The organism is Pseudoalteromonas sp. T1lg48, assembly GCF_002964785.1.
Classification (GTDB): Bacteria; Pseudomonadota; Gammaproteobacteria; order Enterobacterales; family Alteromonadaceae; genus Pseudoalteromonas.
Genome location: NZ_PQCC01000018.1, coordinates 813,049 through 829,696, shown reverse-complemented (window position 1 = coordinate 829,696; position 16,648 = coordinate 813,049). Strand labels below are relative to the sequence as shown.

The following is a 16,648-nucleotide window of genomic DNA, read 5'->3' as shown; positions in this document are numbered from 1 at the left end:
TTTCTGGCAATTTTTAACGATAAAGCGTGAGCTTTTTACGCTTGCTGACTATGCTAAGTTAAGACGGACGTAAGGATGATAGACATGTTGATACGGGTGTGCTTGCTGGCCCTTGTTTTGGCCAGTGGCCTGTGTGGTGCCACACAAGGCAAGGTAACGGTAAAAGAGATATTACAACAGCAACAACCGGAGCAAAGTGAGCAGGAGCAGGCCGAACAAACTCAAGAGATTGAAGACGTCTTGCTGGATAAGCTCCACCGTGAAACCCCACGCGGTGCCATGCAGGGTTATCTTAATGCTGCCCGTGTCCGAGATTTTGAACTGGCCAGTGCCTATTTAGATTTTCGTAACCTGAGCCCTGAGGTATTGGCGCTGGGCAAACCGCAATTGGCGGAGATCCTATATCTGGTATTGGACCGCACCTTGTGGGTCGATTTGCAAAGCCTAAGCAGTCAGCCGCAAGGAAAAAGCCAGGACCTACTCCCAAGCTATCGCGACCTGGTGGGCGAGCTAAAAACCTCTCAGGGGCTGGTGCAGATCTTATTACAACGGGTGCCAGCCGATAGCGGCGGCGACTACATCTGGAAGATATCCAATGCCACGGTGGCACAAATCCCCTTATTAAAGGAGCAATACAGTTATTCCCCCAGTGGTGAGTGGCTCTATAAGAATCTCCCAGATTATAGTTTTCTCGGGGTCAAACTCTGGCAATGGGTCTATTACAGCGCCAATTTGCTGGTGTATCTCTTACTGGCCTTTGCCATTACCCGGGTGCTTGCCTTTACCGCCAAGCGTATTAAGCCGGACTTAAGTGCCGAGGCCAGTGGTTTGATCAATGGCCCCTTGTGTTTATTGCTGGGTGTTATACTCGCCCGGAACCTAGCTTCCGACGCCAATTCGACGCTGGCCAGCAAGGCGGTATTTGAAGGGGCGACCTTATTGATCATAGCCTGGACCTGGTTTGCCCTGCGTGCCATTGACGTGGTTCGTTATCGCTTTAGCCAGCGGCTGATCCAAAGAGGTAATGAGCAAGCCGTATACTTACTGCGACCGCTTGGCAACGTCGTGCAAATCGCCGTGGTCATCATGGCGTTATTTTTATGGCTGGAAAACCTTGGTTTTAGCGCCACCACCTTAGTGGCCGGGCTGGGTATCGGTGGCTTGGCGGTCGCCCTGGCGGCGCAAAAATCGGTGGAGAATATCATAGGTGCCATCACCCTATATTCATCGGCCCCGGTGCGGGTGGGGCAGGTATGTCGTTTTGGCCAGCAGGTAGGCACGGTGGAAGAAATAGGTTTGCGGGCCACTCGGGTGCGCACCTTAAACCGCACCGTGATCCATGTGCCCAATGCCCGCTTTGTCGATATGGAACTGGAAAACATTTCCGAACGCGAACGCATAGCCTATCGCCCCGAGTTGATCCTTGATAGGAGTACCTCTAGCGCGCAAGTCTCGGCGTTGCAAACGGAGCTAATCCAGATGCTGGAGCAGCAGCAAGATGTCGCCGAGAACCCCTGTCGAGTGCGCTTTACCGGTTTTGTGCCGCGGGGGTTGTGTATCGAAGTACTTTGCTACATCGAGACCACCGACTTTAATGAGTATTTGGCCCGTTGCGAAGCGCTCAACCTGGCTGCTTTATCTTTGTTACACAAACTAAAGATTGATTTAGCACCTCCGGAGCATCTTTGAATGGTCTATTTATTAACCGCTTAGGTTCAAAGTTATGTTTTTATATTTATAAGTTTGGACGGTATCGCGAAATATTATAATTCGGCTATGCTTATTTTTTGCACATAAAGGACAATTGTCCTTAGTTGTCGATAAAATCTTTAAAAATTCTTGATTGTGTCGGTAAATGAATAGAAATGTTGCAAAAAAATGAAATAAAGCTGAAGTAAAGCTTAATTTAGATGCTATACTTCGCCACCGTAATGTTCAGCCTTTTATTTGTGCTTGTACTCTCAAATTTAAGGTCCGCGTGGAGCACGCGAAAAATTGAGCATTGTGCCAGGTGATAGGGCGCTACATATCTACCAATGAACAAAAGAGTACAAATAAGGGTTAAATCCGACATGAAAGCGATGAAACGTACTGCGCTTGCCAATCTAATAAAAGCAACGCTGTTCTCTGCTGCTGCAGGTACTGCATTCACTTCTACCGCTGCTGAGCAACAAGGCCCGGCCGCGAAAGACAAATCACTTGAAGTTATTCAAATTACAGCTCGTAAACGTGTTGAAAATGCACAGGAAGTTCCTGTAGCCGTTTCTGCACTTCAGGGTGACAGCCTGGATGCGTATAGCGCAGCGGGTATGGACATTCGTTTTATGAATGCCAAGATCCCAAGCTTGTCGATTGAATCTTCATTCGGCCGTTCATTCCCACGTTTTTACGTCCGTGGTCTCGGCAATACCGACTTCGATTTGAACGCTTCACAACCTGTTTCTTTGGTTGTTGACGAAGTGGTGCAAGAAAACGCCATTCTAAAAGGTTTCCCAGTATTTGACGTGGCTCGCGTTGAAGTATTGCGTGGTCCACAGGGTACGCTGTTTGGCCGTAATACCCCGGCGGGTCTAGTGAAGTTCGACACCGTTAAACCAAGTCAGGAATTTGAAGGCTATGGTTCTGTATCATACGGCAGCCGCGGTGCTATCGACTTTGAAGGTGCTGTAGGCGGCGCTTTAACGGATCGCCTGTCAACGCGTGTTTCTGTGCTTTGGCAAGATAAAGACGATTACATCGATAATGTTGCTCCGGGTTTTGAACAAAAAGACGTGCTAGGCGGTTATACCGACCAGGCCGCTCGTATTCAATTCCTTTATGAAGGCGACGAGTTTACCGGTCTATTTAACTACCATGTTCGTGACATGGACGGCACGCCTATTGCGTTTCGTGCCAATGCCATCAAGCCTGGCAGCAACGACCTAGTATCTGGTTTTGACCACGATAAGGTTCAGCACGATGCCGCGTCACGTGCAACTCAACAAGTAGAATCACAAGGTGCCAGCCTGCGCCTGGAGTGGGATCTGGATGAGCACACGATAACCTCGATCACTGGGTGGGAAAGTGCTGAGATCTACTCACGCGCCGATATCGACGGTGGTTACGGTGGTTATGAAATCGACGGCCAAGCAGTGCCAAGCGGCCCTGGCTTTATCCCGTTTACCTCAGAAAGTGCCGATGGTATTCCGGATCACGACCAATATACGCAAGAATTACGCCTTTCAAGTAACTTCTCTGGCGACTTCAACTATCAGGTAGGCTTGTTCTACTTTGATGAAGCCCTGACCATTGAAAACTTCAGCTATGATACGGCCGCTAACGGTGCCCTAAACGGTTATGTACATCAGCAACAAGACACCGAAGCCTGGGCGGTATTCGGCTCGGTTGACTACACAGTGACCGATGATTTCAAAGTGACTGTGGGTCTGCGTTACTCTGACGACGATAAAGAATTCTCGGCCAACCGTACCCTTAGCCCTGTGGGCGGCGGTACCTTGTTCCTGACAGAAAACCCAAGCGACGACCATGTGAGCTGGGATATCTCAACCAACTATAAAGTGACCGACGATATCAACTGGTATGCTCGTATCGCTAACAGCTTCCGCGCCCCAAGTATTCAGGGTCGTATCCTGTTCGGTGACGAAGTAACCGTGGCCGAGTCGGAAACCGTGACTTCGTACGAAACCGGTATCAAATCTGACGTATGGGATGGCCGAGGCCGTATCAATGCCGCTATCTTCTATTACAACATGGACGATCAGCAGTTGACCGCTGTAGGTGGTGGTGCGAACTTTAACCGTCTAGTTAACGCTGACAAAACAACTGGTTATGGTTTTGAGCTGGATACTCAATGGGTACTGACAGACAACCTAAACGCGACGTTCAACCTGAGCTACAACAACACCGAACTGAAAGACAACGACTTGGCAGTTGCTGTGTGTGCTCAGTGTACGGTTACGGATCCAACCTATCAGGTTCCAGGTGCATTTGGTCCTGAAGACCGTGCTATTTTGGACGGTAACAGCCTGCCGCACGCTCCTGAGTGGATTTCTAACCTAACGCTTCGTTACAGCCGTGAAATGGCCGATGGTGAGTTCTTCACCTATGCGGACGTTTCATACCGCAGCGAGATCGACTTCTTCTTATACGAGTCGGTGGAGTTTGAAGGCAAGGCCTTGACCGAAGTGGGTCTGCGTTCGGGTTATGCCTGGGCTGAGGGCGACAACGAATATGAAGTGTCGGCCTTCGTTCGTAACCTATTTGACGAGCAGCAAGCCATTGGCGCCGTTGATTTCAACAACAACACTGCCATGGTGAACGAAGAGCGCTACATTGGCGCCGAGTTCAAGATCAGCTTCTTCTAAGCTAACGATTAAGCACGAAATTCAAAACCCGCCTCCTTGGCGGGTTTTTTCGTTTATATCCTCGCACCTTACTGGTACAGTACAGTTTTTATAGATACATGAGAGCATTTGCATGTCTGGATTTTGGAACTATCGCGTCATCTTGGCGGAAGAGCAGGGCAAAGAGCCGCTTTATCAAATCCACGAAGTGGAATACACAGCTAATGGCAAGGTGAGCAACTGGTCGGAAACCGGTGCCGCCCCGTTTGGCCATGACCTTGACGAACTTAAAGCCGATGCCGAGCGACTAAAAAGCGCTTTTGAAAAGCCGGTACTCAAGGTAGTACGCCAGGCTCGCGGCTATGAGCTGGTTGAGCTGGAAAGCGGTGAGCCGGCCAGCGCCGAGCCACCCACAGCAAGTTAAAATAAAAGCGCCTCAGGGCGCTTTTGTGTTATTAGGGTCTGTTGAACTTTGGAGGGAGCATGATCAACACCTTGTTATTTGATTTTGACGGCACCTTGGTGGACTCCGAGGCGGTGCACTTTCAATGCTGGGATCGAGTGCTGGCCGATTATGGAATCCGTTATGATGAGCTTACGTTTTGTCAGCGCTACGCCGGACGACCAACGCTGGCGTCTGCCGAGGACATGGTATGCGAACATGGTTTGCAGGTGAACCCATTGGCTTTGGCTGCAAGAAAAAACACCCTCTTTGCCGAGCTGGCGCAAAGCAGTTTGCCACCGCTGATGGCTCATGCCGAGATCACTTTGCATCAGGCCCATCAAGCGGGCTTCACTCTGGCCTTGGTGACCGGCAGTACCCGTGACGAGGTAGAGCCCATTTTGCAGGGCTATCAGCTGGCATCCCTGTTTAGCTGCATCGTCTGTAAGGACGATGTGCGTAACCCCAAACCTCACCCCGAGCCTTATTTGCAGGCCCTGGCGCACCTGTCGGTGCCCGCAGCTCAGGGAATAGCGATTGAAGACACCAGTACCGGCTCGCGCTCGGCTAAAGATGCCGGGCTAACGGTGGCCGCCATCCCCAATTGTCATACCCTGGTTCAGGACTTTAGTCATGTGGACAGGCGCTTTGATGATTTGCAGCAGTTCTATCTTTGGTTGTTGCAGCAAAAATAAAGACAGGTCAGCTCGTGTTGCGCTAGAGCAGCAGGTTAATGGCCAGCGCTATAAATATCAGCCCGGTGAGCCTGTCTATCCAGAGTTGGGCACTGGGATTGCGTTTAAAGTAACGCGCAATCTTGTCACCGAAATAGATGTAGGTGCAATCCACAGGAAACGCCAAGATAGGGTAGAGCAGGCCAAATATGGCCAGTTGAACCGTGGTGGAGGTGCTTAATGTCGGGTCTACAAACTGGGGAATAAAGGCGATAAAAAAGAGCGCCACCTTGGGGTTCAGTACCTCGGTCATCATTGCCTGAAACAGTGGGCTTTGTTTTTTAATTTGCACATGGGGCTTGTCCTCACACGCCTCACTCGCCGTATTTTGCTGCCAGCTTTGCCAGAGGGTCATAATTCCGAGGTAAGCCAAATAACAGGCCCCTAAATATTGCACTGTGGTATAGGCGGTGGTGGAAGCCTTGAGTAAGGCCGATAAGCCGACCACGGCAAACAGGGTATGGGCCACGCCGCCTAAAGCAAAACCGAGAGCACAATGCAGCCCGGCGCGGCGACCATTGGCAAAGGTTTGCGCCATTAAAAAGGCATTGGAAGGGCCTGGACCCACGGCGATTAGAAAACTGGCGCCGAGAAAGGACAAGAGGAGTTCGGGGTTAAGCATGATAACGAAAGGTGGCCTGTAAAGCGCACAGGGTAGCAGCTAGACAAAAAACAATAAAGCGGGCATAAAGCCCGCTTTATTTACTTACTTCTAATTTGGCTTAGAAGTTAACAGTAACAGTTGTTGAACATACTGAACTGCCTTGCTCGCACACCTGGTAACCGAAGCTACCCGCAACCTTACCTAGGCTGTCAGTGTGAGCGTTATCGTTAGCCGTAGTTGTGATTAGCTGACCGTTACGGTAGATATCTACCATAGAGGTTGCTGCACCGGCCCACGAAAGGTCAACGTATGCGTCGCCACGTGTTTTGTAGCCGCTAGCGTCAAGTGTAACGTCAGCACCTGGGTTGCCACCGTTGCCGCCGTCACCGCCACAGCCGTTAGCCGTTAGGTAAGCATCAGCGTCAGCCGCTTTTACGATACCGTAACCGAAGTATACGTCTTTACCCGCTGCACCTTGGTCATCGGCAGTCGCTTTAAGCGCGTTACGGATGTCTGTACCAGTACACTCAGGGTGGTTAGACCAAACTAGCGCTGCAATACCAGAAACAGCAGGTGTTGCCATTGAAGTACCGCTCATGTAGCCATAATCGCTCGCTGAGATTGTAACAGTCGCTGAAGTGGCCGCCATTAGTGCTGCACGGTCTTCAAGGGCTGTGCCTACCGCAGGGATAGAAGTGCTGTTGGTGTCGCCCAGCGTACCGTAAAGCATGCCTGATTCGTTGTTAACGATAATCGCACCTAGACCACCAGAAGCTTCACAGTTAGCTACCTTGTCGTGGAAAGAGATAACACCACGGTCAATTAGACATACTTTGCCAGCTGCGCCGCTATCGGTCGCTTCTGCCGTGCCCATGAAGTAAAGATCACCGGCCGCAGAACCTGTATTTTCCATTGCCGATACTTCTACGCCTACACCATCGGCTGAAGCTGAAGCAAACGCCGCCATACCCGCAGGGTAAGTAGAAAGCGTATCAACACCGCCTGCCGTTACTTCTACACAGATGGTTTCATCTTCGGTCACGTTTTTACCGCGGCCAGAAGTACAGCTTGGGAATTGTGAGAAGGTAGCAATGTTATTATCGGCATCGTTAGCACCGATCATCATTACCGATGGGTAACCCGCAGGGTATGAACGTACGCTGTTGCCATCGTTACCTGCTGCAGCAACAACAAGACCGCCTGCCGCAGTAAAGTTTGCAAATGCATTCGATTCAATGCTGTTTGAACCGCCGCCACCTAGGCTCATGCTGATGATGTTAGCGCCAGCTTGTGAACACAGGTTTGTAGCGTGAGCCAGGTCAGATGAATAACCCCAACCTGAAGCGTTGAATACCTTGATGATGTGCATATCAACACCAGGAGCCATACCGACTACACCAATGTTGTTGTCTGCTGCACCGATAGTACCGGCTACGTGTGTACCGTGTGGACCACCGTTGTCGAACCAGTTACCAGTACCTGAATCATTGTCACCGGTAATTGCACCCCAGTTGAAGTCAGGGTTAGATGCATCAAGACCAGAGTCGATAACACATACTTTCATGCCGGCATTGGCGTTGAAAGTAACTTGGTTAGCTTGCGATTGGTAAACAGCATAAGGAGTCAGCTGTTGTGACATTGGATCGCCAAGGTCATCGTTATAAACGCCCATTGGGTAACGGCGCTGGTCCGCTTCTACCAATTTAACGTGTGGGTTGTTAAGTAATCCTTTAACCGTGGCCAAGTCTTTACCAGCGAAAGTCGCTGCGAAGAAGCCATCACTATCCATGTTAACTTCACCACCCAGTTTTTTAGCGAGCGCTTTCACGACGCCTTTCTTATCGTTGTCAACTTGGATGATGTAACGGTCATCAGCAGCCATAGACTGTGTTGCGCCACTTAGAAGTGCTAACGCAACCGCGCTGCGAATCATTGTTTTTTTCATAGAAACCTCAAAGCATTGAAGGGTGTTAACCGTTGTTTAACATTCGTTAACAATCTTACGTGGGTTGTCACAAAGTGCAATAGTATTTTGTTCCTTTTTTTGTACTTTTTTAGAATATTCTGTAGATGGTTTGGGGAATAAAGTTATAAAGAGGCGTCTATCTAGCTAAATTAAAAGAGGATTTAAAATGTGGACTACTATGGGGACAGAAGCCAGCATTGAAAGTTCATTCATAAAACACTGGCTAAAATTGCAACAGTTTGTCTTATTTATGTAACATTCTTCCCTTGCTGCCGAGTAGAATAAGCCAAAATGGCAGCAGCATGGCGATATGCAGGGCGATTAACGCCGGAGCCGTCAGCGGCAGTGATTGGGTTAACAGCACCAAGACTCCTGCTCCGCTCATCTGCATCACGCCAACCAGAGCCGAGGCTGTGCCTGCCTGTTTGGCAAAGGGGGCGAGGGCGGCGCCTGCGGCACTGCCAAGAATAAGCGCATAACCCAGGGCGCCTACGAACATGGGTATCATCAGCGCCGCCGCATGTGGGCTGTGTTGACCCGCCACCAAGGCAATGGCACACACTAGCATCAGGGTTAAACCCAGCCGTAAGGCGCGGCGTGAGCTGCGTTTGATCAGTTGCGGGGCGATAAAGCAGGCCACCATGCTAATGGCACCATTAATGGAAAACCACAGCGTGAAGGTTGGGATATCCTCGCCCAGATGTTCGATGATCCACCCCGGTGCACTGGTGACGAACATTAGAATCGAGCCCATGGTCAGCATGGTGATGCAGCCGTTAAACAGGAAGACGGGGTGGCGCAAAATTGGCGTGAAGCGGCGTAAATCGAAGATATGGCCCTGATAGTGGCTATCCTGCGGTCGGGTTTCACGGTAGATAAACCAGGTCGCCAGGGCACCGAACACAGCCCATATCAGCATAAAGATAAAATTGCTTTGCCAGTTAAAACGTAGCGTCAGCCAGGCCCCTAAAATGGGCGCCAGGGCAGGGATAAGGCACACCACGCCATTTAAATAGGTCAGCATCTGGCCGCTGCGAGCCGGGCCAAAGACATCGCGTACGATGGCAAACGCTGCAACAAAGGTAGCACAGGCACCGAACCCTTGCAGGGCACGGGCTACCAGCAGCCAATTCAAATCACGGGCCATGGCACCGGCCGCGGCGGCCAGGGCATAAATGACTATGCCGGCAAGGGCGATGGGGCGGCGGCCTATTTTATCGGCCAGGGGGCCGGCAATAAGCTGACCTAAGCCCACGGTGAGCATAAAAATAGCCACCGTTTGCTGTAGTTGCTGTTGTGATACCTGGAAATCATTGGCCATCACCACAAAGGCGGGCAGGTAAATATCGATGGCCAGCGGGCAAAACACCACTAGCATCATTAATACGGCGATCAGGGATTTACTCGGTTGAATGCTCGGGGTAACTGAAGAAGAACTCACGATAATAATACGGCCTAGCTTACAAAGACGTATTGTAAAAATGTCTCCAAATAGATGCCAGCATTAATGTGGAAATGTTTTGTGTGTCTGTCGCGTTTATTTTGTCGCGTTGGCGACGACAACCAAAGAGGGAGTGATTCGACTCCCTCTTTGGAAACTCCGCGAACCCGTGATTCGCCAATGCTTACGAACTCAGGTTTTTGTTAAACGTTCCGCTTAGGTGTTGATGCGATTTAACAGCCTCTCCATGTCCTGATAAATCTAGCTCGACATCGTGTCTCGCTATCAACAACACGCTTCACAACAAAAGCCGATTTCTCCAGCGCGAATCCAAACGGGAGAGGCGACACCTGATACTTCAGAGTTTGCTGATGGGCTGGTAAGTGTCAGAAGCGGGCGGTGAACGTCTCAATAAGAGGCTGATAAATGCTTGGCTAAATTTTTGTAGCGAATCGGAACTGAACCAAGCGTTGGCAGTCCCGAACTTAATTGGTTTGTTAGATTACCTTATTGCAAAAATAGACCTTCAAGTTTATTTAATGGAGTGTCATCGGTAAAAACTTGCGAATTAGGGTTTGCTCTTACATTTCTAACTTTTCCAATTACATTCAGAATGCGCTTTTTTTTGATTTAAAAATAACTCTTTGTTTTCTTTGAAGGTCGCAGCTAAAGCGATTTCTTCTAGTTGCATGTTAGTCTTTGCGTCGATAAGTTCTATTGCTGTTAACTGATCTTCAACAGTTGAATCTAACGTAGCTCTCACAAGATTGATTATTTCCAAATTATTAAGTTGCTCTTCCAGAACAACTCTGTGCTTAAAATAAGAATCAAAAACTCCCGAGCTAAACATTTCTTGAAACTGAGACTTCGGAATACACTCTTCAGCATAAGAGAATGTAGAAAAAGAAAATACAATTATTAAGAGTTTGAAATTTCTCATGAACGTCCTTGTTATAACGCTTTGCTAAGGGGCAATTGACAGTTGGCTATACTGACGCGAAGTTGCAAGCCAACTGTTAATTGTCCCAGTGAGTTCACGAACGAACTTAAGCAACTTGTTATACGTTTTTACATTTGCTTTGTTCATGGCTGCCACTTGCTTTTAGGTGCACGTCTTTAATTGAAGGGTTTGCATTTGCAATTGCTACATAAACCTCAGCAACCATAACTGGGCCCGCACAATAATCAACGCTAACGTTACCAATGAAAACTTAAGTTGTTTCAGTTTGCTTTCCAATTCTGCTGAGTTCAGCTCTTCATCCGAGGTGTTTATTGAATAGGTGGTTTCTTTTACAAAAATTGTGACCGACTGATCGGCAAGTGCTTTGCCACTCGTTACGAAAAGAAAAACTAAAACCAAAATGTAACGCATGAATCCCTCTTAAACGTATAACAATTTAATATCGAGCGATTGGGTCGTTTTTCTGCCGCAACCTGTCTCGTTTTTGTCCTATGACCATTGATAGCAAATTTAGGAAGTACTTACCAGCATTGAAGTTACGCTACATTGCTCTAAACGTGGACACGACAAAAACGACCCAATGGGTCGTTTTCCTGACTATGGGAGAAACTCAGGGTTATGGATGTATACACTGTGATTTCGGTGGAAGGATGAACGTCCGATCCTCGCTCTAATCAGATTTACAGTTTGCGGTAACCTAAATTGAAACGCAGATTTATCAGCTAAATCCCCTTACATTGCATCCGAAACGCGATGCGAGAAGAGTAATCGCCCGCAGGGCTGAAAGCGGAAATAAGAGAGTGAACAATTTCACTCTCGCCGCTTGAAGGTGACGAACTCAGCGAGGAGGGGGCAGTGGGGGAAAGCGTGCTCAGGGCATGGACGCCCTGTGCGCGCTGGTTACGTTCACTTCTCGAAGCGCGTTGAGGAAATAATGCAATGTTGGGTTACGGGGGGTTAAAAGTATGTGCAAGCCATTCATCCTTGAAGCGGGGCTCCTGTCGGCCTCCTTGCCTCCACCTCCTCGCGCTGCGAAGCCGTGCTTCGGTCGCTCATCGCCCACCGCGACAAGATCTAACTTATTAATTGCATTAGCATCTGTGCAAAAGATTCATTCCTGAACAGAAGTTCCTATTCGTGATGAAGTCACGGTGTCTCCGTTACTAGTAGAGCTTGAACCTTCAATACCAATAAATACGACTAAGGATGTAGTTGCATTTAAATCCAAACGCATGTTTACTGGTACGATGAGTGCTTAAGGAGAAGAACAATGACTGCACCCCCATTATTACGTACCTATCAAAAGTTCACTAAGTGGCCCTGTGGGCACTGGCTGTTTTCAAAGGCCGTGTGCGCGAAAGCGCCGTATTTTTCCTCCATCAAACCGCAAATCACTGAGCTGATGCCGGGTAAGTGTGTGGCTAAGGTGAAAAACCGTCGTGCCGTGCATAACCATATCGGTACCATACATGCGATTGCCCAGTGTAATTTGGCTGAATTGGTGGCCGGTGTGATGACGGATGCGACCGTGCCCCATAAAACCCATCGCTGGATCCCCAAAGGGATGAAGGTGGAGTACCTAAACAAGGTTGATACCGATATGCAGGCGACGGCGAAAATACCCATGCCCCATCAATGGTTAGATAAAGAAGACCTAGTGGTACCGGTGGAGATAGTGAATATGCGTGGAGAGTTGGTGTTTCGCGCGGCTGTCACCATGTACATCACCGCGCGAAAAAAGTAGCCTTTAAGATTCGGCTACCAGGGCGTCATCGTTGCTGACAACCGACAGCGTTTCCTGCTGGTTCAGTTGTTTGATTTGCCCTTCCATCTGCGCACCGGCGGCGATGCTTAGGGTGTTGTGAAAAACATCACCTTGAACTTGGGCAGAGTTTTCAATGGCGACCTTGTTGGCGCGAATAGAGCCGCTCACACGGCCACGTATGGTCACTTCACCCGCTTCCACACTGCCTTCGACATGGCCCTGACTGCCAATCAGTAAAATCTCGGCTTTAATGTCGCCTTCGATGCGACCATCAAGCTGCACTTCGCCTTGACTAACCAGTGAGCCACTGAGGCGCACATCTGCGGAAATTAACGAGGGGGTATTATTATTTTTATTAGTATTCAAAACGGGACTACTCTTCTGTGTATCTTTGTTCTTTGAAAACATCGGTTAATGCCTTGGTGATTTTGACCGGATTGATATGTTTATTATTGTGCAACACCTCATAGTGGAGGTGAGTTGCGGTACTGCGACCGGTGCTTCCCATTAATGCGATGACTTCGCCTTTAGTGACGATGTCGCCGCGCTTAACGTGGATTTTATTTAAGTGTCCAAAGCGTGTGGTAAAGCCATTGGCGTGCTCTATCTCGATGAAACGCCCATAACCACCGTTACGCCCGGCACGCACTACGGTCCCATCCGCAGGAGCAAAAATTTCGGTGTTACGCCAGGCCGCCAAATCTACGCCTTTGTGCATAGCGCGGCGACCATTCATGGGATCTTTACGCAGGCCAAAGCTGCTGGAAATATAATAATCGGCTGCCGGTAACATGTGTGGTACCTGCGCCAACATGGATTCAAGCTGATTTAGGGTCAACAGCTTATCGACCACGCTGAGCGAGCTGGTGTCCTGCTCGTCGGCATCAAGTAGCTCCAACGGACCACCTTGGGCAACCTGCTCCTCGCTTTTTGCGATCAGCTCATCCATCACAGTGCTGGGTAGGCCGGCGCGCGCAATCGCGGCGCCAAGCAACTGTTCGCGTTTGGCGATGGCCTGGTCGAGCAATGAAAAGGTGTCGTATTGACGTTGCTGTAGCGTCGCTAAACGTTCATCGACGCTGCTGTCCACAGCTGGGGTGTCGCTGGCCTCGAAGGGAATGCCTTGCTCCGGCATCAGTGATGCAGGCAAGGAGGCCAATACATTTTGAGTCAGTTGCTGGCGTTGTTCCAGCTTGCTCAATTTGGCAATAAATTGTTCTTGTTGCTGCTGTGCCTGAGCGACTTGCTGACGTAAGTGCTCGTTTTCGGCAATGATATCACCGCTGCTCAACTGCAACTGGTTCTGCTGCCAAAAGTTATAGGCACCAAAGGAGGCCAAAGAAGCAACACATACAAAAGCACTAAGCGCCATGGCACACTGCTTCTTGGTTGTTAATTCAACCACTGTTACTTCGCCCTCTTGGCGAATTAAGAGCTGCCGTGCAGGGAAGTACTTAGCAATAAAGTATGATATTTTTAACTTCATAGAGACAAATTACTGACAAAAACGTTGCTAAGATAACAAGGTGAGCTTAAAAAGCCAGCAAAAAATTGTAATTGGCCGCAAAAAAAAGCAGCTTATCGTGGATAAAAGCACGAAAGCTGCATTTTTATTAGTTATCCTTCCTCGCTATAAAAGCGCTTATGTTAGAAGGAGACGCTGCCTTACAATGTATTAGTTGGCAGGTAAAACGGTGGCGCGACATTCGCCAAAACCGATGCGTGCAAAACCTTGCTTTTCACACCAGCCACGCATGATCACGGTATCACCGTCTTCCAGGAACTTACGGCTTTCACCGTTACCCAGGTCTAGTGACTCTTTACCGCCGCGCGATAGCTCAAGTAGCGAACCCGCTTCTTCATGCTCAGGACCAGACTGAGTGCCCGAGCCCAGCATATCACCGGCGTTAAAGTTACAGCCGTTCACCGTGTGGTGGGCAACCATTTGCGCTACGGTCCAGTAAGAGTGCTTAAAGCTTGATTGTGACAGCTTGGCTGCCGGTGTGCCTTCGGCACGCATCTTTTCGGTTTCTACCGACACATCCATTTGAATATCAAGGGCACCTTGCTCGCGGTTTTTAGCCGACTCTAGGTACTCAAGTGGCTGTGGATCCTTCTCGTCACGAGTCCAGGCCAGGCGATAAGGAACCAGGGCTTCATTGGTAACAACCCATGGAGACACAGTCGAAGCGAAGTTTTTCGCCAGGAATGGACCCAGCGGCTGGTATTCCCAGGCTTGTAGATCACGTGCCGACCAGTCGTTAAATAGACAGAAGCCAAATACGTGCTCGTCTGCGTCATCAAGAGCAATCGACTCACCCAGCTCGTTACCTTTACCCAGGTAAATACCCAGCTCAAGCTCGTAGTCCAAACGCTTACACGGGCCGAAAGACGGCGTATCCGCATCAGGTGCCTTAGTTTGGCCCTTAGGACGCGGGAAGGTTTGACCGCTTACGCCGATGCTTGAAGCACGGCCATGGTAGCCGATTGGAACCCACTTGTAGTTTGGTAGCAAAGGGTTGTCCGGACGGAACAGGCTGCCTACCGCGGTAGCGTGATAGATTGAAGTGTAAAAGTCGGTGTAATCGCCGATATGACAAGGCAAGTCATATTCAACTTCCGATTGGGCAATCAAAGCGTCGCTTAGTGCTTGCTCGTGCTCGCTGCCTGTGCGCAGTGCTTGTGAAAGCGCAAGACGCAGTGCCGACCAGTGTGCCTGACCCATGGCCATAAAGGCGTTTAGGCTGGTTTGTGACGCGGCTTCAACGGCTTCTTGAGCAAGACCGCTGAAAATGCCTAGTTTGGCCACGGCGGCTAGGTCTACTACCTGATCACCAATGGCGACGCCACCACGGAATGCTTCGCTGCTACCGGCGCGGCGGAAAGTGGCAAAAGGCAAGTTTTGGATTGGGAAATCGGTTTTGCCATCGTTCGCAGAGCTGACCCAGCTGGTCAGGTTAATATCGTGCGTTTCATTGAGTTGCATGAGTTATTCCTTTTGCTAAAGCTTTTATCTGTTATTGAGCCAACAATAAAAAAAACAAGGGCTCGGAACTTAAAAAAGCAGTGCCCACACAAAGGTGGGCGCTGCTTTTTGGCGCTAGATTGAGGAGCGCTTAGATAACGCCACGGCGCTCTTGGTCACGCTCGATAGACTCGAACAGGGCCTGGAAGTTACCTTCACCGAAGCCGCCATCATCAACACGTTGGATCATCTCAATGAAGATAGGACCAAATAGGTTCTTGGTGAAGATTTGTAGTAGGTAACAATCTTCGCTTTGGCTATCTACCAGGATTTGGTGCTGTTTGATCTTCTCTTTATCTTCTTTAACCCAAGGAACACGGTCGAAGATGGTGTCGTAGTAGTGATCTACGATGTCCAAGGTCGCGATGTTGCTTTGATCAAGCTTATCAAGTGAGGCAACAAGGTCGTCGGTCAAGAAGGCTAAGTGCTGTACACCTGGGCCATTGTACTCGTTTAGGTACTCATCGATCTGGTTGTTGTTGTTGTCTTTACCTTCATTGATTGGAATCGAGAAGGTGCCACATGGTGATTTAAGGGCGTAAGACAATAGGGCCGTCTTCTGACCTTTAATGTCGAAGTAACGCACTTCGGTAAAGCCGAATACGTCTTTGTAGAAGTTAGCCCAGGTTTCCATCGTACCCTTGTACACATTGTTGGTCAGGTGGTCGATGCGAAGGAAGCCTTTGCTCTCTACAACGTTTTGCTCTTCTAGGTCTACGAAGTCGGTGTCGTAGATGCTGCCTTTGTCACCAAACTGGTCGATGAAATAAATCAGGCTGTCGCCGATACCGTAGATAGCAGGGTAAGGCATGTCTTTGTGCGTTGAATCGGTTGCTGGTTTGGCACCACGCTCAACGGCAGTGTCGAATGCTTTTTGCGCATCTTCTACACGCCAGCCCATAGAACAAATGGCCGGGCCGTGGCTCTTAGCGAATTCTGCAGAGAAGCCACCACGCTCATTGTTCAGTAGGAAATGGATATCGTTTTGGTTGTAGTAAACGATGTCTTTATCTTTGAATTTCTTTAACTTTGAAAAGCCAAAGTCGGTAAAGATCTTGTCCATGTAGTCCGCATCAGGTGTTGCGTACTCGGTAAACTCAATGCCCTTGAGGCCTAATGGGTTATTTACTTCACTCATGATTTTGCTCCACTTGCTGTGTGTTTGGCTTAGCGTTGGCGGTAAAGGTCGTTGCTGCGTATAAAGCGCCGCCATCGCCATCGAGCCATAATAGTTTGAGGGCATAATCGGAGAATTTGTTCGAAAGCGAAAGAGTGAGAGGCTAATTAACTAGTGGGTAAAGTGTAAACATTAGTGGACGAAATCATACTGGTGTAAGGTTTTCGTTAAATTGGGCAATAAAAAAGGC

Annotated in this window: 14 protein-coding genes; 5 read left to right on the top strand and 9 right to left on the bottom strand. The window is 49.2% G+C overall.

All coding sequences use genetic code 11. The annotated features are described in order from the left end of the window. Positions 1-84: 84 nt before the first annotated feature. The 4 genes from C2M29_RS13010 (at position 85) to C2M29_RS12995 (ending at position 5,480) form a co-directional block, all read left to right on the top strand. Complete coding sequence (locus C2M29_RS13010; protein ID WP_158684733.1) at positions 85-1,689, top strand: mechanosensitive ion channel family protein; 1,605 nt, start codon at positions 85-87, stop codon at positions 1,687-1,689. Between the two features lie 383 nt (positions 1,690-2,072). Then, the gene (locus tag C2M29_RS13005; protein WP_105190170.1) at positions 2,073-4,364 is read left to right on the top strand and encodes a TonB-dependent receptor; all 2,292 of its coding nucleotides are present in this window, start codon (positions 2,073-2,075) and stop codon (positions 4,362-4,364) included. Positions 4,365-4,476: 112 nt separating this feature from the next. Then, positions 4,477-4,767 carry a hypothetical protein gene (locus C2M29_RS13000; protein ID WP_105190169.1) on the top strand — a complete coding sequence of 97 codons (291 nt, stop codon included), beginning with the start codon at positions 4,477-4,479 and terminating at the stop codon, positions 4,765-4,767. Positions 4,768-4,826: 59 nt separating this feature from the next. After that, positions 4,827-5,480, top strand: a complete 654-nt coding sequence (locus C2M29_RS12995) for an HAD family hydrolase (protein ID WP_105190168.1) — start codon at positions 4,827-4,829, stop codon at positions 5,478-5,480. Between the two features lie 22 nt (positions 5,481-5,502). Here the strand turns inward: C2M29_RS12995 and C2M29_RS12990 are convergent, their stop codons facing one another. The 5 genes from C2M29_RS12990 to C2M29_RS12970 all read right to left on the bottom strand — a co-directional run bounded on the left by C2M29_RS12990 (position 5,503) and on the right by C2M29_RS12970 (position 10,902). Then, positions 5,503-6,141 (bottom strand): LysE family translocator, encoded by a 639-nt coding sequence (locus C2M29_RS12990; RefSeq protein ID WP_105190167.1) that lies wholly within the window; start codon positions 6,139-6,141, stop codon positions 5,503-5,505. Between the two features lie 100 nt (positions 6,142-6,241). Continuing rightward, positions 6,242-8,056 carry a S8 family serine peptidase gene (locus tag C2M29_RS12985; protein ID WP_442792562.1) on the bottom strand — a complete coding sequence of 605 codons (1,815 nt, stop codon included), beginning with the start codon at positions 8,054-8,056 and terminating at the stop codon, positions 6,242-6,244. Positions 8,057-8,333: 277 nt separating this feature from the next. Next, positions 8,334-9,530, bottom strand: coding sequence for a multidrug effflux MFS transporter (locus C2M29_RS12980; RefSeq protein WP_267894154.1), 1,197 nt, complete (start codon positions 9,528-9,530; stop codon positions 8,334-8,336). A gap of 589 nt (positions 9,531-10,119) precedes the next feature. Then, entirely contained in the window at positions 10,120-10,470 is a 351-nt protein-coding gene (locus C2M29_RS12975; protein WP_105190164.1) for a hypothetical protein, read from the bottom strand. Between the two features lie 204 nt (positions 10,471-10,674). Continuing rightward, positions 10,675-10,902, bottom strand: coding sequence for a hypothetical protein (locus C2M29_RS12970; protein WP_105190163.1), 228 nt, complete (start codon positions 10,900-10,902; stop codon positions 10,675-10,677). Positions 10,903-11,761: 859 nt separating this feature from the next. Between C2M29_RS12970 and C2M29_RS12965 the strand changes: the two genes are divergently transcribed. After that, positions 11,762-12,235: a hotdog fold domain-containing protein gene (locus tag C2M29_RS12965; RefSeq protein ID WP_105190162.1), complete on the top strand. Its 474-nt coding sequence runs from the start codon at positions 11,762-11,764 to the stop codon at positions 12,233-12,235. Between the two features lie 3 nt (positions 12,236-12,238). On the opposite strand, the gene C2M29_RS12960 is transcribed toward C2M29_RS12965, so the two are convergent. The 4 genes from C2M29_RS12960 to hppD all read right to left on the bottom strand — a co-directional run bounded on the left by C2M29_RS12960 (position 12,239) and on the right by hppD (position 16,419). Beyond that, entirely contained in the window at positions 12,239-12,622 is a 384-nt protein-coding gene (locus C2M29_RS12960) for a bactofilin family protein (RefSeq protein WP_158684732.1), read from the bottom strand. Positions 12,623-12,629: 7 nt separating this feature from the next. Beyond that, positions 12,630-13,742 carry a M23 family metallopeptidase gene (locus tag C2M29_RS12955; RefSeq protein ID WP_105190160.1) on the bottom strand — a complete coding sequence of 371 codons (1,113 nt, stop codon included), beginning with the start codon at positions 13,740-13,742 and terminating at the stop codon, positions 12,630-12,632. A gap of 189 nt (positions 13,743-13,931) precedes the next feature. Beyond that, positions 13,932-15,242 (bottom strand): fumarylacetoacetase, encoded by a 1,311-nt coding sequence (gene fahA / locus C2M29_RS12950; protein ID WP_105190159.1) that lies wholly within the window; start codon positions 15,240-15,242, stop codon positions 13,932-13,934. A gap of 130 nt (positions 15,243-15,372) precedes the next feature. Then, positions 15,373-16,419 (bottom strand): 4-hydroxyphenylpyruvate dioxygenase, encoded by a 1,047-nt coding sequence (gene hppD, locus C2M29_RS12945; RefSeq protein ID WP_105190269.1) that lies wholly within the window; start codon positions 16,417-16,419, stop codon positions 15,373-15,375. Between the last annotated feature and the right edge of the window lie 229 nt (positions 16,420-16,648).

Coding starts and splice junctions, on each gene's coding strand:
- C2M29_RS13010 (WP_158684733.1), top strand. CDS start 85: ATGTTGATACGGGTGTGCTTGCTGGCCCTTGTTTTGGCCAGTGGCCTG.
- C2M29_RS13005 (WP_105190170.1), top strand. CDS start 2,073: ATGAAAGCGATGAAACGTACTGCGCTTGCCAATCTAATAAAAGCAACG.
- C2M29_RS13000 (WP_105190169.1), top strand. CDS start 4,477: ATGTCTGGATTTTGGAACTATCGCGTCATCTTGGCGGAAGAGCAGGGC.
- C2M29_RS12995 (WP_105190168.1), top strand. CDS start 4,827: ATGATCAACACCTTGTTATTTGATTTTGACGGCACCTTGGTGGACTCC.
- C2M29_RS12990 (WP_105190167.1), bottom strand. CDS start 6,141: ATGCTTAACCCCGAACTCCTCTTGTCCTTTCTCGGCGCCAGTTTTCTA.
- C2M29_RS12985 (WP_442792562.1), bottom strand. CDS start 8,056: ATGATTCGCAGCGCGGTTGCGTTAGCACTTCTAAGTGGCGCAACACAG.
- C2M29_RS12975 (WP_105190164.1), bottom strand. CDS start 10,470: ATGAGAAATTTCAAACTCTTAATAATTGTATTTTCTTTTTCTACATTC.
- C2M29_RS12970 (WP_105190163.1), bottom strand. CDS start 10,902: ATGCGTTACATTTTGGTTTTAGTTTTTCTTTTCGTAACGAGTGGCAAA.
- C2M29_RS12965 (WP_105190162.1), top strand. CDS start 11,762: ATGACTGCACCCCCATTATTACGTACCTATCAAAAGTTCACTAAGTGG.
- C2M29_RS12955 (WP_105190160.1), bottom strand. CDS start 13,742: ATGAAGTTAAAAATATCATACTTTATTGCTAAGTACTTCCCTGCACGG.
- fahA (WP_105190159.1), bottom strand. CDS start 15,242: ATGCAACTCAATGAAACGCACGATATTAACCTGACCAGCTGGGTCAGC.
- hppD (WP_105190269.1), bottom strand. CDS start 16,419: ATGAGTGAAGTAAATAACCCATTAGGCCTCAAGGGCATTGAGTTTACC.